The organism is Nonlabens sp. Hel1_33_55, assembly GCF_900101765.1.
Lineage (GTDB): Bacteria > Bacteroidota > Bacteroidia > Flavobacteriales > Flavobacteriaceae > Nonlabens.
In genome coordinates this window covers 1,723,250-1,749,093 of sequence record NZ_LT627735.1, presented here as the reverse complement: position 1 = coordinate 1,749,093, position 25,844 = coordinate 1,723,250, and the positions used below count along the sequence as shown (strand labels likewise).

At 35.7% G+C, this 25,844-nt stretch carries 21 protein-coding genes; 16 read left to right on the top strand and 5 right to left on the bottom strand.

The window, feature by feature from the left end; translation table 11 throughout:
• Positions 1-21: 21 nt before the first annotated feature.
• The 4 genes from BLO34_RS07780 to BLO34_RS07765 all read right to left on the bottom strand — a co-directional run bounded on the left by BLO34_RS07780 (position 22) and on the right by BLO34_RS07765 (position 4,423).
• Complete coding sequence (locus BLO34_RS07780) at positions 22-1,098, bottom strand: hypothetical protein (RefSeq protein WP_090754200.1); 1,077 nt, start codon at positions 1,096-1,098, stop codon at positions 22-24.
• Positions 1,099-1,195: 97 nt separating this feature from the next.
• Entirely contained in the window at positions 1,196-2,746 is a 1,551-nt protein-coding gene (locus tag BLO34_RS07775; RefSeq protein ID WP_090754198.1) for a hypothetical protein, read from the bottom strand.
• Positions 2,746-3,009 (bottom strand): helix-turn-helix domain-containing protein, encoded by a 264-nt coding sequence (locus BLO34_RS07770; RefSeq protein ID WP_090754195.1) that lies wholly within the window; start codon positions 3,007-3,009, stop codon positions 2,746-2,748. Before BLO34_RS07770 ends, BLO34_RS07775 begins: the two co-directional genes overlap by 1 nt.
• A gap of 169 nt (positions 3,010-3,178) precedes the next feature.
• Positions 3,179-4,423, bottom strand: coding sequence for a site-specific integrase (locus BLO34_RS07765; protein ID WP_090754193.1), 1,245 nt, complete (start codon positions 4,421-4,423; stop codon positions 3,179-3,181).
• A gap of 407 nt (positions 4,424-4,830) precedes the next feature.
• On the opposite strand from BLO34_RS07765, the gene BLO34_RS07760 reads away from it, so the two are divergent.
• From BLO34_RS07760 to BLO34_RS14770, 13 genes are all read left to right on the top strand, one after another.
• The gene (locus BLO34_RS07760) at positions 4,831-6,081 is read left to right on the top strand and encodes a tyrosine-type recombinase/integrase (RefSeq protein ID WP_090754192.1); all 1,251 of its coding nucleotides are present in this window, start codon (positions 4,831-4,833) and stop codon (positions 6,079-6,081) included.
• 92 nt (positions 6,082-6,173) lie between these two features.
• Complete coding sequence (locus BLO34_RS07755) at positions 6,174-7,148, top strand: hypothetical protein (protein ID WP_157686729.1); 975 nt, start codon at positions 6,174-6,176, stop codon at positions 7,146-7,148.
• A 137-nt stretch (positions 7,149-7,285) separates the two neighbouring features.
• Positions 7,286-7,591 carry a helix-turn-helix domain-containing protein gene (locus BLO34_RS07750; protein ID WP_090754187.1) on the top strand — a complete coding sequence of 102 codons (306 nt, stop codon included), beginning with the start codon at positions 7,286-7,288 and terminating at the stop codon, positions 7,589-7,591.
• Positions 7,592-7,676: 85 nt separating this feature from the next.
• A complete protein-coding gene (locus BLO34_RS07745) occupies positions 7,677-8,477 on the top strand; it encodes a Lin1244/Lin1753 domain-containing protein (RefSeq protein WP_090754185.1) in 801 nt (266 codons plus the stop codon).
• On the top strand, positions 8,467-8,877 hold the full coding sequence (locus tag BLO34_RS07740; protein ID WP_090754184.1) for a hypothetical protein: 411 nt from the start codon (positions 8,467-8,469) through the stop codon (positions 8,875-8,877). Before BLO34_RS07745 ends, BLO34_RS07740 begins: the two co-directional genes overlap by 11 nt.
• Positions 8,878-9,215: 338 nt before the next feature.
• Positions 9,216-9,581, top strand: a complete 366-nt coding sequence (locus BLO34_RS07735; RefSeq protein WP_090754182.1) for a hypothetical protein — start codon at positions 9,216-9,218, stop codon at positions 9,579-9,581.
• Positions 9,571-11,181, top strand: coding sequence for a relaxase/mobilization nuclease domain-containing protein (locus BLO34_RS07730; RefSeq protein ID WP_157686727.1), 1,611 nt, complete (start codon positions 9,571-9,573; stop codon positions 11,179-11,181). Before BLO34_RS07735 ends, BLO34_RS07730 begins: the two co-directional genes overlap by 11 nt.
• A 119-nt stretch (positions 11,182-11,300) precedes the next feature.
• Positions 11,301-14,567: an Eco57I restriction-modification methylase domain-containing protein gene (locus BLO34_RS07725; protein WP_090754178.1), complete on the top strand. Its 3,267-nt coding sequence runs from the start codon at positions 11,301-11,303 to the stop codon at positions 14,565-14,567.
• Between the two features lie 11 nt (positions 14,568-14,578).
• Positions 14,579-14,905 (top strand): hypothetical protein, encoded by a 327-nt coding sequence (locus BLO34_RS07720; protein WP_157686726.1) that lies wholly within the window; start codon positions 14,579-14,581, stop codon positions 14,903-14,905.
• A 6-nt stretch (positions 14,906-14,911) separates the two neighbouring features.
• Positions 14,912-16,120, top strand: a complete 1,209-nt coding sequence (locus BLO34_RS07715; RefSeq protein WP_090754174.1) for a DUF4297 family anti-phage-associated protein — start codon at positions 14,912-14,914, stop codon at positions 16,118-16,120.
• Positions 16,117-17,877 carry an anti-phage-associated helicase HerA gene (herA, locus tag BLO34_RS07710; RefSeq protein WP_090754172.1) on the top strand — a complete coding sequence of 587 codons (1,761 nt, stop codon included), beginning with the start codon at positions 16,117-16,119 and terminating at the stop codon, positions 17,875-17,877. Before BLO34_RS07715 ends, herA begins: the two co-directional genes overlap by 4 nt.
• A 64-nt stretch (positions 17,878-17,941) precedes the next feature.
• The gene (locus tag BLO34_RS07705; RefSeq protein WP_090754171.1) at positions 17,942-18,436 is read left to right on the top strand and encodes a hypothetical protein; all 495 of its coding nucleotides are present in this window, start codon (positions 17,942-17,944) and stop codon (positions 18,434-18,436) included.
• A 79-nt stretch (positions 18,437-18,515) separates the two neighbouring features.
• The gene (locus BLO34_RS14770; RefSeq protein WP_262492245.1) at positions 18,516-18,647 is read left to right on the top strand and encodes a hypothetical protein; all 132 of its coding nucleotides are present in this window, start codon (positions 18,516-18,518) and stop codon (positions 18,645-18,647) included.
• A gap of 745 nt (positions 18,648-19,392) precedes the next feature.
• Here BLO34_RS14770 and BLO34_RS07690 read toward each other — a convergent pair.
• Positions 19,393-19,641, bottom strand: a complete 249-nt coding sequence (locus tag BLO34_RS07690; RefSeq protein ID WP_231959425.1) for a hypothetical protein — start codon at positions 19,639-19,641, stop codon at positions 19,393-19,395.
• Positions 19,642-19,848: 207 nt separating this feature from the next.
• Here BLO34_RS07690 and BLO34_RS07685 point away from each other — a divergent pair, with 207 nt between their 5' ends.
• The 3 genes from BLO34_RS07685 to BLO34_RS07675 all read left to right on the top strand — a co-directional run bounded on the left by BLO34_RS07685 (position 19,849) and on the right by BLO34_RS07675 (position 25,843).
• Positions 19,849-20,160: a DUF6660 family protein gene (locus BLO34_RS07685; RefSeq protein ID WP_090754165.1), complete on the top strand. Its 312-nt coding sequence runs from the start codon at positions 19,849-19,851 to the stop codon at positions 20,158-20,160.
• 120 nt (positions 20,161-20,280) lie between these two features.
• Positions 20,281-24,645, top strand: a complete 4,365-nt coding sequence (locus tag BLO34_RS07680) for a CusA/CzcA family heavy metal efflux RND transporter (RefSeq protein WP_090754163.1) — start codon at positions 20,281-20,283, stop codon at positions 24,643-24,645.
• A 4-nt stretch (positions 24,646-24,649) separates the two neighbouring features.
• Positions 24,650-25,843, top strand: coding sequence for an efflux RND transporter periplasmic adaptor subunit (locus tag BLO34_RS07675; RefSeq protein WP_090754161.1), 1,194 nt, complete (start codon positions 24,650-24,652; stop codon positions 25,841-25,843).
• Position 25,844: the final 1 nt, after the last annotated feature.

Sequence of the window (25,844 nt, the reverse complement as noted above, 5' to 3'; positions counted from 1 at the left end):
GATTCTGTATCTATTTGTAGATTAATAATCATTCTTATTGTAACCGTACATGATGTTATAATACTCCAAATAGCTGTTTATTATCTCGTATTCCTCATCTTTAATTGAGAAGAAGTAAGGCAGTACTTTCTTGACTGTAACTGTTTCTTTAAGGATTGCATCAATATAAGGTGCGAAGGCATGCGAAATTTCTATCTCGGATTTTACTTTAAGTGCCTGAATGACGCTTTCTATAATTCTTTTTGTAACTACAAGTTTGCTTTCACTTTTTCCTCTTTTATTGGAATCATCTTTATTGTGCATTCTAATGCGTGAAATATACATGTCTTGAAGTTCGTCGAGAAATTTTAAGGCATAGTTGCGCTCGTCTGCAATAGTTTTTTCAATAAATACTAATCGATTGGGTGATATGGGGTCGAACTCAAAGAACTTACTCAGTTTAGGAGTGGCTTTCTTTTTAAAGAATATTTCAACATATTCAATGATTGTTTGAAGATCATATATTTTTAATGCTCTAAATAAATCTAAATCGTCAAATCTCAATGTTGCTGGAGCAATCTTATGGTTGTATCTAAATTGGGATAAAAAATCATTAAAAGAGAGCAATAGATTATCACTCTCTGATTCGCTGTCTTCTTTTTCTTTTATTGTTTCTTCTGTATTATTCTTATTATTATTCTTTTCTATATAGTTGTCAACCAATGGTAGTAAGAATTCAGATAACTGTTTGTTTAGATCATACGGCAGTTGACCGTTTTCTGACAACTGATAAATCTTAGGTAGTAATTCTACTATTTGAGGGTAATGTACTTTGAAATAAGTAATTCTGGGCATTCCTTTTACTTCGGTTGAAATCATTCCTAATCCTATAAACTTCTTGACGATTGTGTTCAAGGAACTTCTTTTGATACCTGTTTCATTTCTAATGGTCTCTGCGCTATGGAAGAACTCTTTACGTTTCTTAAAAGCCATTCCCTTTACCATCATGTATTCAAAAAACACTACTTCTTCACAGTTGAAGAAGTCGTAATTATAGCGATTGAGTTTAAGAATATTAATCGCTAATGGGTGATTGTCTTTTTTGTTCTGTTTTGACATTGCAGGTACTTTTAATTGTGAACGGCTCTTTAATGATACTCCATAAGTCCTTATAGTCGAAATATACTGCTTTCGCGAAAGCGATATTATCCACCTACTAACTGGCTATATGAACACGGCTTTCAAGGTCTCTCATTTGCTGGTGGATGCTCTCTTCCATCCAGTAATCAGGCTTTAGAGATGGTGCAATCCCTATTGCTTTTTCCAGCTCTTCTTCCATTATCGCCTTCACTGCATTAGCATAGTGTAAGGTTGTGCAAATACTATCATGAATAGAGAATATAGGAGCATTGGGATGCTCTCTGGATATACGTTTTGCAATCACATTTAATAAAAGGTAACTCTCTATACTTTGAAGGAGAATGGCTAGGTCTGCCTTGTTATTCTTTTTGACCGCACTAAATACCTTATACACCGTAGGGAAATGCTTTTTAAATACTCTTTTTGCCGCTGCATCTGGTTGAGAAATAAACCTATTGGATGAGAAGAATAACTTCAACACCTCTGTTTTCACCTTATTTCTATCCGAGTAATCATTTGTTATTTCTGCTGAAAATAGCTTACCCAGGTACTCATAGAACTCTCCATTAGTTACTAATTCAATATAATGGATAACATCCCTATTTAAAGGGGATACGGGCTGATCCAATAACATAATGTAGGTAGATTTATCATTTAGTTTTATATCATTTATATTTATTCTATTATCATTATCTATCTCTTTATATAGTATTTCCTCTTTATTATCCACCCTATTATCTTGAAAAGAAGAACTAGCGCAATTTCTGCCCGCATTTTCCGAAGGGGTAAAAGTCTTTAACGTTTGTTGCAATTTTTTGCCAAAGTCAATTTGAAGTGCTGTTTTTGGCTTGGTTGTTCGTTTAAGTCTAAATGGATTAGAAAGTAGGAGCGTTGCTAAATATGGCTGGCTGTTTTTAATGTCAATCGACACCAAATTTTCTCCATCATAGGTTAGAGCATTACGCATCAAACTGGGCATGTTAGTCAGGTTTGTGTGCAATCGATATACGTTTTGATCCTGGCCATGAGAAAAGTCTTGATTTCTCATACGTTCCAATACAAGAGATGAAAACTTATATTGTTTATCTGGACATTTAAAGCGTTTTTCTCGATTGTCGTAATCCTGAAGATCTGGAAATTCAGTTTTTAAGTTGTAATTGAGGTTGATGTATTGCTCCACCAGCTCTGCGTTAATCTTTAAATTATTGTTGAGCCATTTCGTTATGTAATGCAAGTGATCGGTATAACCATTTCTATTCACTTCAAGTCTTTTAAGCTTATTTCTAAACTCCTTTCTAAGATTGGTAAAAGGAATGGCAACAGTATTATATTCAACGGTAAACTTGTATCCCTTAGATCGCTCTCCTACTATATATTGGTGGTTAACCACTATTACACCACAATCGCACAAATAATCAACACAAACTTTATATTCTGTTATAACACTTTGAAGCTTCTTAGAATGCAATGGAACATACTCTTCCTCATAGCGATCTTTATTGTACTGTTTAGACATCAAGATTAATGAACAGATATATGCACATTTGTCAACGGCATTAGGAACGGCTATAGGGTGTTCAGACGTAAGCTGAAACAGGTCCAAGTTCTGTGGTAAGTAAAGTTTCATTATCCTACTTTATTATCGTTAAGAATCTTTTCAATTTCTTTACGATCGTAGAATATAGTCTCTCCAATACGTGTGTAAGGTATTGTGCCGTTGACTCTATAGTTCTGCAATGTTCCAGAAGATATATTGAGCATCTTCTTAACTTGAGCACTTTTAAGCCATTCACTGGTATTAGACTTACCTTCAAGAAGGTTTGAGATTTGACTGATGATTTCCTGCTTTAGAGAGGCTAAATCATCTTTGGTAATTACTTCAATGTGCATAATGTATTGTATTAGTTTGTATGGCGTTTATTGATCTTAGTTTACCCTACTAAATTAATACATTATGCTGTAATTCAGAATCTTACTTGTTAACAATAAATCGTTTTTGTCAACTTAATACACCTGTTAAGAGGGCTATTAGTATTGTTAATAAACTCATTTTGATTACTTATCCTGCCTGTTTCTGACTTACCTTATTATTGGTTGCTAACCTTGCTCTTAAAAAGTTCATATCACTACTAACTTTCTTGTCTAAGATCTTAGCATAATGCTGAGTTGTTTTTAACGAAGTATGACCAAGCATCTTACTTACTGATTCAATAGCTACACCGTTATTTAATGTTATTGTAGTGGCAAAAGTGTGTCGGGCAAGGTGAGTGGTTAGATTTTTAGTGATGCCGCATAAATCTGCTATTTCCTTTAGGTAGGCATTGGACTTCTGATTACTCAACACCGGCAACAATAAACCAGCATTATTTGCTACTGGATCATTCTTGTACTTCTCAATAATTTGAAGCGGTATTTCTAGTAAAGGAATATTGGTTTTGACTTTTGTTTTGTTGCGATTGGTGTTGATCCATTTACCACCATCAATACCAGTAACTACATGATCTGGTTTAAGCTTCTTTACATCTGTATAGGCAAAGCCAGTGAAGCAGCAAAAAATAAATATGTCTCTGACCAACTCTAAACGTGGTGTATGCATTTCTTTATTGAGCATTACTTCGATTTCTTCTTCAGTAAGAAACTCTCTTTCCACATTCTTAAGCTGTACTTTGTAATTAAGAAACGGATCAAACTGAATCCAGTTGTTTGCTAATGCTATGCGAACTATCTTTTTGAAGTTCTTCATGTATTTGACCGTGCTGTTATTAGCGCACTTACGCACGCTACGCAGATAGAAATCGAAGTCAGTTATAAATTGATAGTCAATTTTCTTAAGCTCCACATCACTTACATTATAGGTATGAGCCATAAAGCTTTCTAAATGGCGGTAGACCGTTTCATAACGATCAAGAGTGCCTGCAGCAAAATCTTGTCCTACCAATGCTCTAACCTGGTCGTTATGGGTTTTGAATATCTGGAGTATCGTTTTGTCCTTAACCGTCTTTCCTAAATACTTATTCTTGATCTTTTCGGCTGTTACTAATTCATCGTTTTCAATCAGCTCTTTGTGATGCTGGTAGAGTTTTGAAGTGATGATATCTAAGTAGGCATTAAGCTCTCTTACATCATCTGTACGGCCAATCGCTTTGTTAGCGGCAGTACTCCACTTTTTAATTTCGATGCGTCTTTTGATGCTTACTTCCTTACGAGTTCCATCTACTGTAATTCTTAGGTAGATGGGTGCAAAACCTTTACTGTCTACCTTACTTTTCTTTAAGTAAAATAGGATTCCAAATGTTCTGTTCATTGTGGTGACCTTTAAAAGTTAATATAATTTACGACTTTTAAAAGGATCTTTTAAGTATGTAACTATCTATTATATAGATAATTATCAACAAAAAGGTGACCTTTTAAGAGATTTAAAAAGGGCACCTAATAGGTCACCAGCAGAATGCGTTTTAGTATGGATTTTGGGATATTGCTAGAAACAAAAAGTCCCATAAACGTACAGTTTACAGGACTTTGCTCATAATTGAATGAGAATCAGCGGAGAAGAAGGTTATTGAATCTTTTGATATAAATTTTCATAGATTCTACCAGTAATAGTCGATTAACGACTTTATTAGTGGTATTTGGTATCATTTGATACTTTCATATGTCAAGGAGTAGAACGATATTTGTCAACTAATTAGTCAACCAATCAAAAATCGCCCCATGACGCAAACCTTTTATTTAAAGAAACCAAAGTCAAACAAAGAAACACTTATTCTATTTTCCTGTTCCTTTAAGGAAGAGCAAAAGAAGTTTGTGTACTCAACTGGAGAAGTGATTCACCCTAAAGACTGGGATCAAAAAAATAAATCCCCTATCATAAATAGTAAAACGCCAGGAGTGCGATCAATACGTACGCAACTTAGCCGCTACTCTGAATGCTTCCATGAATCTTTAGCTGCTTCTAAGCTAATGCAAATTCAATTTACTTCTAGTGTGCTCAAAGATGCACTAGACCTCAAGTTTAAGAAAACGGTGAAAGGAAACAACGATTTTTTTGATACTTATGACAGGTTTATATTAGAAAAAATAAAAAACCAAGATTGGTCAGTATCTACAATAAAAAGGTATGGATACATGAAAAGCTTACTGCTAAGTTTTCAGAATGAACGAAACTTCAACCTGAACTTTGTAAATATCAATTCTTCTTTTATCTCAGAGTTTACTGATTTTTGTTTGACGGATAAAGGTCACATTAATAATACTTTCTCTAGGAACCTTGGACTTTTCAAAACTTTCATGATTTGGGCTTACAAAAACAGATTGACTTACAATGATGAGTTTAAAAATTTCAAAAGAAAAAAGCAAGTAATAACTAACCAGGTAGCCCTTACAAAAAAGGACATTGAACATCTACTTAATGCAAAATGTAAATCAAAGTCATTAGAACGTGTAAGAGATGTATTTGTGTTTTCTTGTGTTACAGGTTGTCGATTTGGAGAGTTGAAATTTATTTCAAAAAGTAGCATCTCAGGTGATACACTTTACTTGAAAGAAGAAAAAGGGTCTGAAAAAAAGGTAAGGGAAATTCCATTGGGAAAAATAGCGAGTTTTATTCTAAAAAAATATGATTTTGAACTTCCTCTTGTTGCAAACCAAAATCATAATGAATACATAAAAACAGTATTTCTCGATGCAGGGTTTACGCAAAAAGTTGAGAAGCTATCGGTAAGCGGGAAGACCGTTACCAGGAAAAAAATGAGTTTCTGGGAAAGAGTAAGTTCACATACAGCGCGTCGAACATTTATAACGATGATGAAAAGAGAAGGAAAGAGTGATAAACTTATCAGCAAAATTACTGGCCACTTAGACATGAAAACCTTGAATACTTACTATCAAGTAGATAGTGATGAAAAGAAAGAAGCTGTAGATCAGGTTTTTGATATTGATTTTAACATTTTAAAGAAAGTTTAGTGAGAAGTTATTACTTTAAAACACCAATCAAAACTGTCCAATCAAAGTTCAATCTCTCGTCTTCGGACTACGTGTGGAATATTGAAAAGAATTTGGATCATATCACAATTTTACCAGGAGGTAAGGACGAATTCTTAGATCCGACTCCAGAAGTATATTTGTCGTCACCCGTATTAAATATTTACTTTTTACCCAGTCGGATTTATGAGCTTGTAATTGATTTAAATATCAATTTTTTTGATACTAGAGAAATTCCATTTTCATTTAATTGTCTCGGAAGCCTCTATAAAAAGTATTTCGCAGATATGGTTTGGAAAGTATGCGATGAAAAAGCAGAAGTTTTTTATAAATACAACGAGTATTATGGTAAAGGTTTCAATGACGGAGTTCATAGTTTTCTAGATAAAACATTGTCTACTTATTTAGGTCAATCCAAAAATGAGTTTAAAAAGGTAGATGCAATCTGGAATTACGCTATTAAGAATTGGGGTGAATTAGTAGGCCCAACTTTTACCGAGGTTGAATTAAGCAACATCGTTGAAATAGATAATTTACTTATCGATGAGCTATTTCCATGTGCAGAAAAAGAAGGGTTTGTTAATGGAACGGTATATGCTGCTTGGAGTTATATTTTGAAAAACCAACTTGATTTCGAACCTTATGCCTTTGAATTCTTTGAAGATAATCATCAAAAATATCCAATGATTGATCCTCTTTTAAATAAACCAAAAGTTGAGGGGGAAACGGAATTTGGTAAAGTAGAAGATTTAGCCCCAAAAATGTCAGTATTTCAAATTGGATTATACCTTAATTACGTAGGTAAAAGTGTTTCTAAAACAAATCGTAAAATAATTAGTGATCTTTTGTTTAAAAATGGTCATAATGGAAATGCTGATACGATTTACAAATTCACGAAACTTAATGCAACTGTTACCAGACGGTCTGCGAAGAATAATCGAAGATTATTTATCAAAGATATTTATAATGTGAGAGCAGTGCTCAAATTAGAAGATCGAGATACTACCATGGCAGATGAGGATTTGGAATTTTTAAAACGACAATGTTAAGTTTTGATACCCTTTTTTAAAATAGATACCCTTTTTAGATACTAGTAATACCAGTTTACACTTTAGTTTTTGTTAGAATTTTGGCTTCAATAATCGGACGCCGATAATTCTAAATCTTGGCGTCATAAACTGATACCATGTCAAAACCTATCATTCAGATAAAAGAACTCCGAATTGAGAATCTTTCTGCAGATCAATTGTTCTCTAAAATAGAGGAAATAGTTGATGCAAAAATCCAAGCTACTCTTAATAAAAAAGGTCAACCTGATCATAAATCTTTACAACAACTCGCAGCAGCCAATCCGGTATGTGTAGGAACTCTGCGCAACTATATTAAGTCGGGTAGATTAAAAGCTTTTAAAATAGGGGATAGAGTCTTTGTCAAGAACGAAGATTTTGAAAAAGCTATGTCAGAAGTTAAATCCAAGAAATATAAAAGGTAGTTGCAAGTTTTAATTGACTAGGGTATAATCTATTAATATTCTTTCTAGTAGTAACTCTAATTCCTAAATCTCTAATATTAATTACATGAAAAATCTAAAAAAGGATGGCTATTGGTTTCCACATTATTCCAATACGAAAAACGAACCGCTAATAGCTCGAATGAGAATGATTTTAGGTGCCGAAGCTTATGGTATTTATATTATGATACTAGAGCTAATGAGAGACGAGGAAGAATATAAACTGAATTCTTCCTATGAAGTAATTGCATATAACTTAAATCTCCAAAATCATGACATTGTAAAGAAGGTGATTGAGGATTTTGGTTTGTTTGAATTTGAAAATGATTCATTAATTGTTTCAAAACGGCTAAATAAGTTGATGTCTGGATATGACAAGACAATAATCGATTCTCAAATAAACGGGTACAAGAGTGCTCTAATCAAGCATAGAGATTATACTAAAGTCGATTTGAAGAGCCTCCCAAACAAAGAAATCCAAAGAATTTATCAAAAAGAATTTTTAGACATACCTCCTAAAATGTTAGACGTTGTCAAGACCTCTGGAAAGGTCTTTAAAAGCTCTTTCAACAAAGAGAGTATAGGAGATGAAAGTATAGCAGATGAAAAAAAAATAAATTCTAATAAAATAGAAGATGATGTTGATTTTCAAATTCTTCTAAAAAGCTATTTTAATAAGTTGGCAAGTGACCAATCAAAAATTTATGAATTTGTATACGACATGAGAAATAATCTAACCTCAGAAAATTTTCCAAAAAGATTAGAAGGCTTTGTGCAAACCTTAAAGGAAAACGAGGTTGATTTAGATACATACGATCACTTTATTGAACTTTTTATAGACCATCAAAATCGTAATTATGGAACTTGAAAATCAATCTACTTTGGAAAACGAGGTGTTTATCTTAAAAATAGAAAGGTTATCAAAGCTCCGCCCTAGTAAATTCAAAGAATTGAGGGGGTCGTTCACCAAAATGAAAAATTTGAACGAAAACAAAAGGAATAATGGCAGAAAGATTATTATAAAACGCAATTCCAAATATGCTAGACTTAAAATCAAACCATCCCCTATTCAAATCTTAGATATTTGTGAAATGATCGAATATAAATATCCAACATTGAGTTTGGAAGAATTTCATTATGCTTTAAAACATGCACGATGGCGAACATTTGATGAGGAAGTAAATCACTATGGTTATTTCGATGCTACTTATATCGCAGATGTTTTGAAAGCCTATGGGAATTGGATTAAAAAAATAAGATGCCATTAAGGTTTAAAAGTTAGATCATGTAAAAGAGTTTGTTTTACGCACCTACGCACCTACGCACCTACGCACCGACGCACCGATTCACCGATTCACCGATTCACCGACTTACTGACTTACCGACTCACGGACAAATTTAATTTCAAACCAGAAATAAATAATAATAGCTTTAATTTTTGAGGAAGAGCAAGGTATGTTATACGTTACGCAAAACTATCTCAGCGATAGTTTTTTTGGCACGATAACCTATCGCATCTATCGATACCATAGCCTTGTTTTTCCACGTGAACTCGAAAAACTGAAACAATAAACTCTAATGTTTAATTAGGAAAAAAATTTAACTCATGTCAAAATCTAAAGGTGGAAGGCCTAGAATAAAATGTCAAAAAGAGGTGAGAAAAGTTAGAATCAATTTGAGTTTTAATCAAAATGAAAAAGAAGCTATTGATATGTTTTGCAAAAAATACAATCATATAAATCAATCAAAAGGAGCATTTTTAAGAGACGTGTTAATGGAAATAATTACATCGAACAAGGTTACCGTAGTTGAATATATCTCTCCTTATGATATCAATGAATTGAATAGAATAGGAGTAAATCTCAATCAGGTTTGTAAAAAAATTCAAACTTTCCCAAACTTGGGGCAAGCCGATCAACAAAGGATCTACCAAATAATTCATGATATTTCAAAAATTATATATGATCGCTAATATTACAACAGGCTCACAACTAGGTTCATTAATTGACTATCATGAAGATAAAATAAAGCAAAATAAGGCGTTAGTCTTTGCGGTCGGTAATACAGTTGGTAACAATGTGAATGAAGCTTACGGACCAGTAAAACTAATGATTGCAAATAATGCTAATCATAGTAATAGAAAGGATAAGATATTTCACGCAAGCATGAGCTTTGTTAAAAGTGACGAGCCTAAACTGAGTCATGAATCCATGAAAAAAATTGTAGAAATGTACTTGGATGGTCTAGGTTTTCCTGAAAATCTACCATACATCGGCTATCTTCATTACGATACTGACAATTTTCACCTACATATTGTTAGCACTACCGTTGATGCGTTTGGGAAGTCGTTTGGTCTTTCAAATAACTTTAGAAAAAGCCAGCGTATATCTCGAAAAATTGAAAATCATTTTGATCTATATAAGGTTTCCAGTATAAAAAAATGTGTAGTCCAGCCAGAATTAAAAAAAACGATTGCAAATGACGGTACAAATCATACATATATAGATAGAATAGTTCATGATCTACTTTACACTCAGAAGATATACTCTAACAAAAATTTGGCTAAAGAACTTTTAAAACATAACATAGTAATGCAAGAGGTTGTTGAGAAGAATTATTCTCTAGAAGAGCATAAAACAACTCATAAAGGGTTTGTATTTTATCTTGAATCACAAGCATATAAGAGAGGTTCAAGAGCCATACCGTCATCAAAGATCAAGAGTTTTCCTAGCAATGAAAAGAAACGACAATCTATTTATAAAGGCAACCGCCTTTTTAGAAATGATGTTAAGAATGATATTAAATTTATGATTATAAATGCGCTTAGAAAGTATGAGTCTATCGATACCACAGCATTTTGTCATGAACTGCACAGACAAGGTGTTAACGCAAACTTGAAAATCAATAAAAATCGTTTAGTTGGTTTAAGTTTTATTCATCAATCCTCCAAAATAAAGTTTAGCGGCGAGCAAATCGGTAAGACATTTACAGCATCGAATATCAATTCTCAATTAAACTTTGGAGGAAAAAACGAATTAAGTGAATTTGGAAAGGAGTCTTATAAAATTGAATTTATCACTTCTATAATCTCACATTTGTCAAGATCACAACAAATAAAAATCCTAGTCCTATGCGGGTATGAAATAATGATTGACAAGAATCGAACATTTATACATTCCCAAGCAGCAAATGATAAAAATTATCATGCCGTATTATTAAAACCTAGGACCACAGATCAATCCAATATCTTTAATTTCAGAAAATATAACAACTTGATACATTTAGATTCAAGCAAAATAAATTCAATGCTGGTCAACAGACAGCTGGTGGAAAAATTAGATTTTGATACGATAGGTGGAGATGCTTTAATACATAACCTTTCAGATAATATGAAAGCTATAGGTCATGAAAGTGATCTGACTTCAAACAAGGTCTTGACTAATATTATTAACATAAGTCATTTATCCAAAATTAATTCTACAGTTTCTAGTGATAGTGAAGTCGATGGAATTGATGAAGATTTGGACAACAGATCGAACAGAAAAAAGAAGAAAAAAGGTAGAGGTATATAATTAAAGTGCCAGAATGTCAATTACTGGAATTCCACTTTCGCGAAAGCGTAACAAGTTTAAATTCATTACAAGCATAATTCTTTACTACTTTAGAGAAATACTTTTACTCAGTAATCTTCATGGCATTATTCCAGACATCTGTACTTAAAAAATATCTTACTCAACAAGACGCAAACATACTATCCAAAGCCTATCGCAAGTACGCTAAGTACTTTTTAAATCCTGAAATACAGGAGAACATACGCACGAGCAACGAAGAGCAATTTCAGGCGACATTTCTTACCGAGTTGTTTGTAAACGTACTGGATTATACCATAAATCCTAGTCCCAAATACAATCTAACGACAGAGTACAAAAACGAAAAGAACAACCGCAAGGCAGATGGTGCCATCTTAAATGATGGCGCTACTGTTGCCGTGGTAGAACTTAAGGGAATAAATACTAGAGATCTAGAAAGCATACGCAAGCAGGCTTTTGATTATAAAGTAAATCACAAAGGATGTCGTTTTGTGATTACATCTAATTTTGAAAAGCTGCGACTCTATATAGATGATGCGACGGAGCAAGTTGCCTTTGACCTTTTCCAGCTTACTGAGGCAGATTTTTCACTGCTTTATTTATGCCTGCACAAAGACAATTTGCTCAAGACGATACCTCTTAAAATAAAGCAGGATTCGCTTATTGTAGAAGAGCAAATTACTAAAGATTTTTATAAAGATTACTCGCTCTTTAAACGCGAACTGTACCGCGATCTGGTCAAGAAAAACGGGAAGGTTCTAAAAGTTGCTTTACAAAATGACAGCAGTATTCCTGATGATGAAAACCACCAGAATGACTTAGAGCGACTAGAGAAAAATGTAAAACTCACGCTCTTTAAAAAGTCGCAGAAACTGATTGATCGTTTTCTGTTCATCTTTTTTGCTGAAGATCGTGGGCTGTTACAACCCAACTATACTTTAAAACGTCTTTCCGAATGGGATACCATACGCAAGTTAGATGTAGATGAGCCATTGTACGATCGATTTAAAAAGCATTTCAACTATCTAGATAAAGGTCGCAAGGGCGATGCAGAGAATAAAGAGATCTTTGCCTACAATGGTGGTCTATTTAAACCAGATTCTATTCTAGATCGTGTTTTAATAGATGATGAACTGCTCTACAAGCATACTAAGAAACTAGCGACCTACGATTTTGAAAGTCAAGTAGATGTCAATATTCTTGGGCATATTTTTGAAAACTCACTAAACGAGATAGAAAGTATTAATGCCGAAATAGAAGGCGGCGACTTTGATAAGCAAAAAAGCAAGCGCAAGAAAGATGGTGTTTTTTACACACCTAAATACATTACCAAATACATAGTAGAAAACACGGTAGGCAAACTATGTGATGAGAAAAAGGCGGCACTCGGTTTCCAGGAAGAAGAATATTTTAAAGGTCGTGGTACAGGAAGAAATAAGCGTAACGATAAAACCATACAGAAACTCGTAACCATTCTGGATGACTATCGCGACTGGCTCTTACAGATTACCATTTGCGATCCTGCCTGTGGGTCTGGCGCTTTCTTAAATCAGGCGCTGGATTTTTTGATTAAGGAGCATCAATACATAGACGAGCTCAAGACCAAAATTTTGGGTGGTGGCTTACAATTTCCAGATATAGAAAACACGATACTGGAGAATAACATTTACGGTGTAGATCTCAATGAGGAGTCTGTGGAGATTGCAAAACTCTCACTATGGCTGCGCACCGCACAACCACGTAGAAAGTTAAACGATCTGAGTAGTAATATAAAATGTGGTAACAGCTTGATAGATAGCAAGAGTATTGCTGGAGATAAAGCCTTTCATTGGGAGACCGCTTTCGCGAAAGTGTTTGAAAATGGAGGTTTTGATGTTGTGATTGGGAATCCGCCTTATGTTAGTCACGATAGAGTTGATCACCCTAAATACTTAAAAAAGCATTATTCTAGTTATCAATCCTTTGCAGATTTGTTTTGTTACTTCTACGAACTTGGAGTAGAAATAATTAAAGAAAATGGAAAATTATCTTACATAACTTCTAATTCTTTCTTGAAAGCAGATTACGGAAACCCTTTGAGAAAATATTTAATCTCTAATGGAAATATCACTCAATTAATCAATATTGAAGATGCCCAGATATTTTCAGATGCAGTAGTAAACTCAGTGATCCTTGTATTTACAAAATCATCTGACAAGTCCCAAAAAGCTATTATTGTTAATGCCAAATATGATATTAAAACTGATTTTTTACAATTCGTTTCAGAAAATCAATATGATTATAACCAAGAAGATTTAGACTCTCTTTCTTGGACACTAATAAGGCCAGAATATTTAAAGATTACCCAAAAGTTAAAAGGTAATCATCCAACATTAGAGGATTTACAAACGAAAATTAGACTTGGTATTGCTACTGGTTCTAATCAAGCATTTCTAATTGATGAGGATAAGAAGAACGAGTTAATAAATAAACATTATGGCAGTGCGGAGTTAATTCAACCTATTTTGAGAGGACGCGATATCCATAGGTATCATTATGAATTACCAAATCAATATATTTTACTTAGCAAAAACGGTATTGATATTCCAAAGGATTATCCGGCAGTTTATGAGCATTTAGAAAGTTTTGGCGAAAAATTTAAAGCTAGGGGCGCAAAAGGTCAGCATTGGACAAATTTAAGAGCGTGTTCTTTTTTTGAAGACTTCAAAGAAGAAAAAATAGTATGGATAGAACTAACAGATAGTGGTAGATTTAGTCTTTGCTCTGAGGAAATTTATTTATTAAATAGCGCCTATTTTTTACTACCACCAGATGGTATCTTATCTGGTTATTTACTTGCAATTCTAAATTCAAAAGCGATGAAGTTCTATCTTCATCAAATTGCAAACACCAGCGGAGTTGGCACCTTTAGATACTTTAATATTTATGTGAAAGAATTTCCAATTCCTAACACATCGCAAGACAATCAGAAAGTATTCGATATTAAATCTATTGACTTAAAGGAGAGTATTCTAAGCTTCAAAAAAATAAAAGGGACTTTTAAAAAATACTTTGAATCAAATTATTCTCTCTTAAAGGTTTCTCGCAAACTAGAAAACTGGCAAGATTTAGATTTTGGCGACTTTATCAAAGAGTTGAATAAAGCCATTAAAGCAACTAACAAGCAGCGCGATAAAGATGGTCTACCAGCTATTGCCACACTTACTAAAACAGATGCGTTTGAATGGCTCGATCTCTTTGAGCAAAACAAGAAAAAAGCACAAGACTTACAATTACAAATAAATACCATCGAGCAACAAATAGATGCTATGGTGTATGAATTGTATGGGTTGAGTGAGGATGAGATTAGGATTGTGGAAGGAAGTTGAAAACAGAAAATATGAGCACTACAGAAATAAAATCAATGAAATATGAGAGCTTTATGAATAGAGCTCATCGTTTAGATAGAAGAATCAGAAGGCCAAGTAAGGCAGAGTTTCAAAACCTCGTTAGGTTAGAAAATAAAAATGAGAATTACAGTAAGCTTTTGGACGGGCTAAAAGAGCGAATGGAAAAAGCTTGTGAGATATTCTTAAATCAAGATCCGCCTTATGATGAACAGGAACGCCTTAATGTGTTACGTAGTTTAATTGCTCAAGCAAAATCTTCCGAAGGGATATATGAGTGTGCAGCGAGAGGATTAGTAATGACCGAGCGTTTTAAATAGACCTAAATGAATAGAAGTGCAGTAGATACCATTAAAGGATATTATTATCAGTTTGATTTGACAATTTTAAAACTATTAGAATCTAAAAATTCTAATGATAGTGTGGTCATTGAAAACATTGAAGATATTGATTTGCATACGGCAACTGAGGCTACGGCTGTTCAGTGCAAGTATTATGCTAAAACCGAATACAATCATTCAGTAATAGCGCATCCCTTAAGACAGATGTTGAATCATTTCAATGAACTAAAAATTACGAAAGCTAAAAATGTTAGATATCATCTCTACGGTCACTACAATGGTGGGCAAGAAAAATTAAAACTTCCGCTTACAATAAAGTATTTAAAAAAGAATTTCTTGACTTTCAAAAAAGAAGATAAGAAAATTGAATTTCATAAGAATCTAGCTTTAACAGATACGGATCTTGAAAACTTCATTGGTTTTTTAAGTATTGATAATAATGCACTATCCTATAATGATCAGATAGAAAAATTAATAACTCTTTTACAAAATGAATTCAACTGTACTCTTGATGAGGCAAAAGATTATTTCTACAACAATTCCCTTCGGCTGGTAAAGGACTTATCTGTGATGCAAGATGTATCATCAAGAGAAATTACGCGTAAAGACTTCATCGAAGTCATAAACAAAAAGGAAGATTTATTTAACATCTGGTACGCAGGCTATTTAGGTCGATCAAAATTTCTGAAAAAGCTAAAAGCAGAACACTTTACTGACTTTAACATTGATCCATACGACCGATTTTTCTTGATTGGATGTGACTCATCGACCTACACCAGAAGCGAACTGAAAGAAATAATTCAACTTATTTCAAAAAACTGGAGTAAATTATCAAAAAGAGAACAAAAACCCTTTTGCCCTTACATTTACATTTCGGGAGTTTCTGAAACAGAAGTAATAGAATTAAAAAAGGAATTTTATCGTGAAGGTGTTATGTTTAGCGACGGCCATCCCTTTCTAGGTTCTGATTTTAGTGTAGACAACATTATGATTCGTCCAGATCATAACAACAAAATTCAAATCAAAATTATCAATGAGTTAAATCATCTAGATTCTATATTATACAGGTCTGCTGTGACAAAGCAAATTTTTCAGTTTTACACAGATATTCCGTTTTATGATAATGACTCAGAAAATCTAAAACATATTAAAGTACAACTACACAATATAAATGAGATAAAGAAAATCATATGATCAACAGCGAAGAAGAAAATAAATTGAATGCGGAAGTAATTTCAGTTTACCCAGACAAGGTAAGAATATCAGTTGATGATTTAGAAAGTTTTAAAATCGCAGGAGAAGCACTTAAGGTAGGGTCTTATGTAAGAATTTCTGATAATGAGAATTCTGTATTAATTGCCATTATTGAAAACTTCTCTATTGAGGTTACTGATGTTGGTTCTAGAAAATATATAATAGAAGCTAATCCTTTAGGTGTTATCAGTGGAGATAAGTTCACTCGCGGTGGAGATTCTATAGCAATACCACCTAAAAAAGTTGAACCTGCAAGAGAAGATGAGATCAAAAAGATTTATGAGCAATCCATTACAGCTGAAGATAATTTCACTTTTAGTATGTTGTCATCAAACCATAACATAAAAGTTCCTGTAAATGGAAATAAGTTTTTCAATAAACATATCGCAATAGTAGGCTCAACTGGATCAGGAAAATCACATACTCTGACAACAATACTCCAAAAAGCGGTTGCTACTAAATCAGGAGATTTCGCTTTAAATAATACTCACGTTGTAATATTTGACATTCACTCTGAATACAAGTCGGCTTTTCCTAATTCTAATCACATTTCGATTTCTAATTTGGCATTACCATATTGGCTTCTAAACAGTGAAGAACTCGATGAATTATTTTTAGAAAGCGGCGATAGGAATAACTACAATCAAGCATCTGTACTTCGAAATGTTGTGACTTTAAATAAAAAATACCACAATCCGAAAACTAAAAAAGTCTTCTTTGACAGCCCATTAAAATTTGATATTGACGAAGTAATTAACTGTCTAATTAACATTCAGAATGAGACAAGAAATTCGGATGAGCCTTTAGAGATTCAATTTGCATCAGGTCCAAAAACATTTGAAAATGAAACGGAGAAAACTCAAGAGTATTTTAAAGCGATATTCGACTTTTTGCCTACTCAAAGATCTGCTAAAGATAAAATAGGTATTAGTAAAGGTATATATGCTGACGGAACATTAGATAAGTTCATTTCTAGAATTCAAGAAAAGCGTGCTCAAGATAGACTTCAATTCTTATTTGGGGATGATGCAAAGAATTTAGATTTTAATGAATGCCTAAAAAGGTTTATTGGTTATACTGAAGATAGACAAAATGTAACAGTAATTGATTTAAGTGGCGTGCCTTTCGAAGTACTAAGTATAACCGTTTCATTAATTTCAAGACTGTTGTTTGAATACGGTTATTTTTATAAGAAATTGCGTTCAACCACTGGTAAAGATAAAGGGATTAATAATGATATACCGATTCTATTAGTCTACGAAGAGGCGCATAAATATGTTCCAACTAGCGACTTGGCTAGATATAGAGCTTCAAAAAATTCTATCGAAAGAATTGCAAAGGAAGGTAGGAAATATGGAGTTTCACTGTTACTTGCTAGCCAAAGACCTTCAGAGATTTCGGAAACTATATTTTCTCAATGCAACAACTTCATTGCTATGAGACTCACCAATCCCAATGATCAGAACTATGTGAAACGTCTTTTGCCTGATACTTTGGGGAATTTAATAAATAAGCTCCCAACACTAAGAGCTGGAGAAGGTCTCTTAATTGGCGAATCAATTGTACTACCTTCAATTATTCAAATGGAAAAATGTAAACTTCCACCATCTTCAAATGATATTCCATATTGGGAACTATGGAAGGAAGAGTGGAAGGACTTAGATTTTGATTCACTAAAAGAAGAGTGGTATAAATAATATTATTATTAAAAACTTTGAATCGTTTACAAACGAAACGGTCTATATCTGGAATAATGAAGGTATGGGAATGAGTGGTTTAGGAAGTCCTGAAATATCAAAACGTGAAACGGGAGATAAGGGAGAAGTTTTTATTCTTAAAAAATTGAAAGCAATAGGTTTTGATGGCTTCGTAACTCCTGGAAGTAAGTCTCCAGCTGATATTTTTGCTGTTAAAAGACGTCAAAATTATTACCATATAATGCTTATTCAGGTAAAAGCATCAAAAAATGTTAATTCAATTAAAAAGCTCACTGACAATCAAATTGAAAAATTAAATGAACTTGCAAAATTTGTAAAGGAGCGAATTAAAAAATCAGAATTGCTAAAAAATTATGGTAGTAGTTCTATTCTTATCAGTACAGGATATGCTGGTGTTCACAGTAACCAAGCAGGAGAAAATCTAAGGCATTTATTAAAACATACGGATAGATTTCATTTCATTAAAATAAAATTAGTTGGCGATAGCCTAAAAACAGCAAAGGAAAAAGCAGAAATAGCTCACAGCTTGAAAAAGTGATCCTATCGTCCAAAGTTTACAAACCACATAAAACAATCCCTATATATTTGAACCATTATTAATATTAAAACCCAAAATTATGGCAAAGTCAAGCGGATTAAAAAATGCACCAAGTACAACTGGAAAACCTTCTGGAAAAGGTAGAGGTAACGCAACGCCTAAATCAAGTCCAACAAGATCTGGAAACTCTAGTTCTAAAGTAAAAAAGTAAAACCTTATGGGTCGCAGTTCGTTTAGGACAGCGACCATTTTTGTAAGAATGACAGAAGAAGATTTTAAAATAGACAGGTTTCACGAAAGGTTCATTGGCAGCGTACCTTGGTGGTTTATTGCAGCTTGTATTATAAGTTACAATTTTAAATCCTTCAGGCGCTTTATGATTTATCTTTCTCATTATAGTTCTATTATTAATCTATGGGAAACACCTTCTAAAGAAATAAAGGACGAACAGATTATTGCTGGATTTTAACTTTTATTTCCTGATCGCATTCCTAAAAAGCTTCTATATCAAGTTACAGGATAACATTCTCGAACAACTTTTAATGAACGCTTTGGTAATTACTTTAAAGAAAACGACTTAGTAGGACGAAGAACTTTCACACTAGTAGAAACTTATAAGATTATAGAACATTGGTAAGGAGAAGGCAAATGGGGGCGATTACAAGCGGCAAAAAAGGAAATGCTTGCTGATGTTCTTCATAATAAGAAATACGAACGAACTGTCGATGAGTTTAGAAAGGCATTAGGAAAAAATAACTAAAAGCCCAATCTTATTAGTCCAAAGAAAATAAAGCAACTCAACAAACATATAGACATGACAGAAGAAAACCAGATTGAAAATCTTATGGGATATAAAGAATTTCAAACTGGTCTATTGTGGGTATTTGGCATATTGGTAGTACATCAGTTTTTTAGTAAGAATAAAGATATCTTGAACTTAGACAAACTATAGATAATTATATCCTCTCAATCCCATACCGATACCTAAACACACTCGTTCTGGTCACGCGATATTTTCCAATGATTGTTTCCCGACCTAAAGCGATCTTAACACCCAGATCTTTAAACGTAGATCTGCCTATGTTATCAGTACGACCCATTTTTACAAGCTCGTTGATGATGTCTTCGTCGGTTGGTTTCTTTTGTGAAGTAATAACCTCTGATTTTGAACAAGTTGAAGGCTTTTCATCTAACACAAACAGCATTCTATTCGAAATGAAAAAAGCTACGTTTGGTAAAGTTCTACTTGCAAGAACTATTGCTATAAGAATTGAAATAGATAATATTCCAGAACAAATTAATGAAGTCTTGGGTAGCGTAAAAGACTTTTCCAGTCCCTCCAATTTCGTAAGAAAATAACTATGTGAGATCTTTGCAACCCAGTTCCAAAACCATTCAGTTACCTTTGTACCGTGAAAATATTTACAGTCATATTATCCATCTACTTCTTGGCGCTCAACTTTGCGCCTTGTAGTGATACTCCACCCGATAGTAAGGATGCACCAATCGAATTTTCACAGGCTACAGATGCAGACCATGAACATCAAAGTAATGACCTTTGCTCACCTTTTTGTCAATGTCACTGCTGTCACGTTCATACAATCGATTTTGAACTAATGACTTTTGAGCCTATTCAAGACCCAATTTCAAATGAGGTTTTTGCTGTTTTCAAAGAGAACGGCAAAGATTTCCATTCTTCCCTTTTTCAGCCACCACGGGCATAATTCAGTTTTTATAGGATAGATATATCCCTATTTGAAGTTTTCCTGAATGGAAAGCTTGATGTTGTTTTTGCTTCCGCGAAAGCGTACACTCTTTTTCTAACTGAATTAATACCTGAATCCATGATCAACAGAATCATTGATTTTTCAATCAATAATAAATTTATTATTGGTCTACTCACACTGGCACTCGTAGGTGCCGGTATATGGAGTATGACCCAAGTTCCCATCGATGCCGTTCCAGATATTACTAATAATCAGGTACAGGTCATCACACAATCGCCCAACTTGGGAACGGAAGACATCGAGCAATTTGTGACCTATCCTGTAGAACTGGCAATGAGTAATTTGCCCAATGTACAGGAAATCCGGTCGGTTTCCCGTTTTGGATTGTCCGTAGTTACCATTGTATTTGATGATGATATGGGCACGTATCTGCCACGACAGCTCGTGGCTGAAAAACTGCCTGAAGTACAGGAACAAATCCCGATGGGATTTGGCGAACCGTCGATGGGCCCTATCTCAACAGGACTGGGAGAGATTTATCAGTATACGCTGGAAGTAGATGATGATTTCCAAGACAACTATGACGCGACTGAGCTACGCACGATGCAGGACTGGATCGTACGACGTCAGATGGCCATGGTTCCAGGAGTTGTAGAGGTAAATGCCTTTGGTGGTAATCTCAAGCAATACGAAGTCGCGGTAGATCCAGACGAGTTGCGTGCCATAGGTGTTACAATTTCTGAAGTGTACAGCGCACTCGAGAACAACAATCAGAATACCGGTGGCGCTTACATCGAACGTAATCATCAAGCCAATTTCATACGTGGCGAAGGCCTTGCAAGAACGGTTAGCGATATTGAGAATATTGTTGTCAAAAATGTTGGAAGCATTCCCATTAAAATTAAAGATATAGGTTCTGTAAACATCGGTAGTGCCGTGCGTTACGGTGCATTGACCAAGGATGGCAAAGGCGAGGCCGTGGGCGGAATGATATTGATGCTTAAAGGAGCAAATTCCAATGATGTAATAGAGAATGTCAAGGAGCGTATGGAACAGATTGAAAAATCATTGCCAGAAGGCGTAACCATTCAACCGTTTTTAGACCGCAGTACCTTAATTGCAGATACTACAGGAACTGTTAAGGGCAACCTGTTGGAAGGTGGATTGATTGTGATCTTCGTTTTGGTTCTCTTGTTGGGGAACTGGCGTGGTGGTCTGATCGTGGCATCTACAATTCCTCTTTCCCTATTGTTTGCATTTATTCTGATGAACATTTTTGATGTCTGGGCAAACTTAATGTCATTGGGCGCTATTGATTTTGGAATTATTGTGGATGGTGCTGTAATTATTGTAGAAAGTACGGTGTTCCTTATGTATAGTTATGTAACCAAAAAGAAAACGGTCGATGCCACCACACGCGATGAGATTGCAGCCAAATCATCTAAAAAAATGATGAACGCTGCCTTTTTCGGTCAGCTTATCATTTTGATTGTTTTCTTGCCCATTCTTGCACTTGAAGGTGTTGAAGGCAAGATGTTTCAGCCTATGGCACTCACATTCATCTTTGCGATGATAGGCGCAATGTTGCTTTGCCTGACGTATGTTCCTATGATATCTGCATTGTTTTTAAGAGCGCCCAAAGAAGGTAAGACATCCTATGGCGATCGATTTGTGCATTGGATAGAAAGAAAGTACGAACCATTATTATCCAAGTCACTTTCTAAAGGTAAAATTATTGTCGGTGTAGCAGTAGCGCTTTTTGCCGTTGCAGTATTTGCATTCACACGTATGGGTGGCGAGTTCATTCCAGATCTGGATGAAGGCGACCTTGCCTTTCACGCCATCTTAAAACCAGGAAGCTCGCTATCTGAAACCATTGAGACCACCACCAAAATTGAGCGTATTGTCAAAGCAAAATTTCCTGAAGTTGAAACCATTATAAGCCGTATAGGTGTGGCAGATGTGCCAACAGATCCTATGCCTATGGACATTGCAGATGTTTTTGTAATCCTAAAACCCAGCGATGAATGGACTACCGCATCTTCTAAAGAAGAACTGGTCGAATTGATGAAGGAAGAAATAAGCATCATTCCTGGTGTGAATTACGAATTTACACAACCCATCGAGATGCGTTTTAATGAATTGCTCACAGGTGTACGAGAAGATGTGGCCATAAAGTTATTTGGCGAGGATCTTGACCTACTGGCGAGCAAGGCAGATGAAATGGGACGCATTATTTCAACCGTTCCTGGCGTTGCAGATATGAAGGTAGAAGCCACCGCAGGGTTGCCACAGATCACTATTGACTACAACCGCAACAAGTTGGCGCAATATGGTCTGGAAATCAATCAGCTCAACAGTATTGTACAATCAGCATTTGCAGGCGGCAAGGCAGGTGTCATTTTTGAAGGCGAAAAACGATTTGATCTGGTGGTCAGACTACAGGAAGAAAATCGCTCCAGCATTAATGACATTCAAAATTTATTTGTCAACCTGCCCAGCGGCTCACAAATTCCCTTGCGTGAGATTGCAAACGTGAGTTATGAACCTGGACCTATGCAAATAAGTCGGGACAATACCAACCGCAGGACGTATGTAGGTATCAACATACGCGGTCGCGATGTAAAGTCTGTAGTAGAAGATATACAGGCAAAGTTGGATTCAGAATTTGAACTGCCGGCAGGTTATTACATTAGGTATGGCGGTGCTTTTGAGAATCTGGAACGTGCAAGCAATCGTTTACAGACGGTCGTGCCTATTGCGCTATTACTCATTTTCATCTTGATTTATTTTGCGCTCAAGTCATTCCCACAAACCTTGATGATTTATCTCGCCATCCCTATGGCGACGATTGGTGGTGTTTTTGCGCTCTGGTTGCGGGATATGCCGTTCAGTATTTCGGCAGGTGTTGGGTTTATCGTTCTGTTTGGTGTTGCGGTGCTTAATGGGCTCGTGATGATAAGCGGTTTGAACGAGCTTAAAGAAGAAGGCGTGACTAATCTGAGGGACAGGATTATTGAGGGCACAAAACGCCGGATCCGTCCCATTATGTTGACCGCATTCACTGATATCCTCGGCTTTCTTCCTATGGCGATTTCCTCATCCGCAGGTGCTGAAGTACAGCGACCGCTGGCAACAGTTGTTATCGGTGGCTTGATAACATCAACTTTGCTCACGCTGTTTATCCTGCCTATTTTTTATCAATGGGTAGAGAAACGTTCAGATTCCAAGATGAGGCTTAATCCCAAGTTTGCGACGGCAACCGTTATGATATGCCTGTTGTTTGGTTCCGCTTTCGCGAAAGCGCAACAATCACAAATACCAGTGCAAAACAACATTGTTCAGGACAGCATCGCACCCATCACTCTATCACGAGCTGTAGAAATTGCCAAAGAGAATTATCCAGCGCTGAAATCGAGCCAACTCGAAATCGATAGACAAAATGTACTTACGGGCAATGCTTATGACTTCGGGAACACTCAGATATTTACAGGTGGAGAAGAGATTGCAGACGGTCAAGGTATTTATACCGTGATAGGGGTTGGTCAACAGAATATTGATCTATTGGGCATAGGAGCAAAAAAACGCTTACAGCAACAGCGTATCGAGCTGGCTAAAACTGCCTTTGAACTTTCAGAAATTCAAATAGAATTGGAAGTCAAAAAAGCGTGGTCAAAAACCTTTCAGTCAAAAAAGAAGTTTGTTTTATACCGTGAATTGGATAGCATTTATGAACAATTTTCAAAATCGGTAGAACTCAATTATGAGGTGGAAGCTATTTCAAGGCTGGAGTACGCCGCTGCGCGCAATCAAGCTTTGCAGATCAATAACAAATTTCAGCAGGCAGAAACTGATTATTTCATCGCCTTGCAAAAGCTCAACCTTTGGTTGACACCAGATAAGATGTACACGGTAACTGAAGATTTAGAACAAACTCAAAACACAGTTTTAGATGAAACAGCTAATTTAAATGAACATCCAGAGTTATCGCTTTCGCGAAAGCGTGTAGATGAAGCACAAGCAAGCTATGACTCGGCAAAAGCAGACTTGTTGCCCAAGTTCAATCTTCAAGGCGGCTTACAACGTGTAAATGGCGATAGTGGTTTTTATACCTATCAGGCAGGGATTTCCATACCGTTATTTTCTGGACCAGACCGCAGTCGTGCTAAGGCTGCAAAAGTGGAAACACAGATTACAGAAACAAATGCCGCATTTAAACAGCGCGAGTTGCAATCTCAACTCATACAGGCGCAGCAAAACTATAAGAAGTGGAGAGACACGTGGCTATTCTATGAAACGGAAGCCTTGCCACTTGCCATAGATCAGCGCAAGGGCGCACTGCTGGCCTACAAAGAAGGAGCGCTGGACTATGCCGCATTCACTCAAATTATACGCGATGCCATACAAACCGAAATGGATGCGCTGGACGCACTCGATAATTATTTAGACGCTTTGTTTGAACTCCAATATTTCCAAAACTAAAAAGATGAAAACGATAAAATATATACCTATTACAGCAATGCTTTTAGTATTGTTATTGACAAGTTGTGGCGACACAAAATCTGCCGACGATGAAACTATAGAAAGCGCACAAACCGAAGAAAATCTTTCCACAGGAGAAAATGAAGAAGTAATGCTCACGGCACAGCAATACGAGGCCTTGGTAATGAAAATTGACACCTTATCACAACGCAATATGAGCGGCTATGTGGAAGCAAATGGCCAGCTGGAAGTACCGCCACAAAACGAGGCCTCTATTACCGCCATTTCAGGCGCAAACGTAGTTTCCATAGAAGTGATAGAAGGAGATAAAGTGATGAAAAACCAAGTCGTCGCATATCTCTCGCATCCCAGCATCATCCAGATTCAGTCAGATTATTTGAATGCCTACAGCAATAGTCGATTTCTTAAACAGGAATTTGAACGTCAAAAGCGCTTATATGAAGCAGGAGTGGCCTCTGGTATGAATTACCAAAAAGCCACCGCAGATTATCAGGCATCCACCGCTATGGTTAATGGCTTGGAAGCGCAACTGCGGCAGTACAATATCAACGTGAGCGGCGTGCGCAACGGTACCATTTATCAGCGCGTGCCATTACGCAGTCCCATAGAGGGTTTCGTGCAAAAGGTAGAAGTCAAGACTGGGCAGTATGTTGAACCACAAACAGATCTTTTTGAGATTGTAGATACACATCACGTACACGCAGATCTTATGGTTTTTGAGAAGGATGTGGACAAGGTCAAAAAAGGACAGCAAGTACGATTTAGTGTCCAATCGAGACCAGGAATGGAACTCATCGCCGAAATCTATTCCGTAGGACAAACCTTTGAGCAAGAACCTAAAGCAATCCATGTGCACGCGGAGATTGAAAACAAGGAAGGCGACTTGATACCAGGGATGTATATTCAAGGGCGCATACAAGAAGAAAATGTTGAGACTACTGCAATGCCTGAGAGTGCCATTGCCGTTGATGGCGATAAGAGTTATGTGTTTAGCGCACAGCGTGAAGGCGACGATTGGAGTTTTGTCCCGATGGAAGTGACCACTGGCGAGAAGGATGGCGACTGGATAGCGATTCAATTTCTCAAGACTCCGGAAGCGAACACTCAATTTGCCTACAACAATGCCTACTACCTAATGGCTGAAATGCAAAAAGGCGAAGCAGAACATTCACATTAAT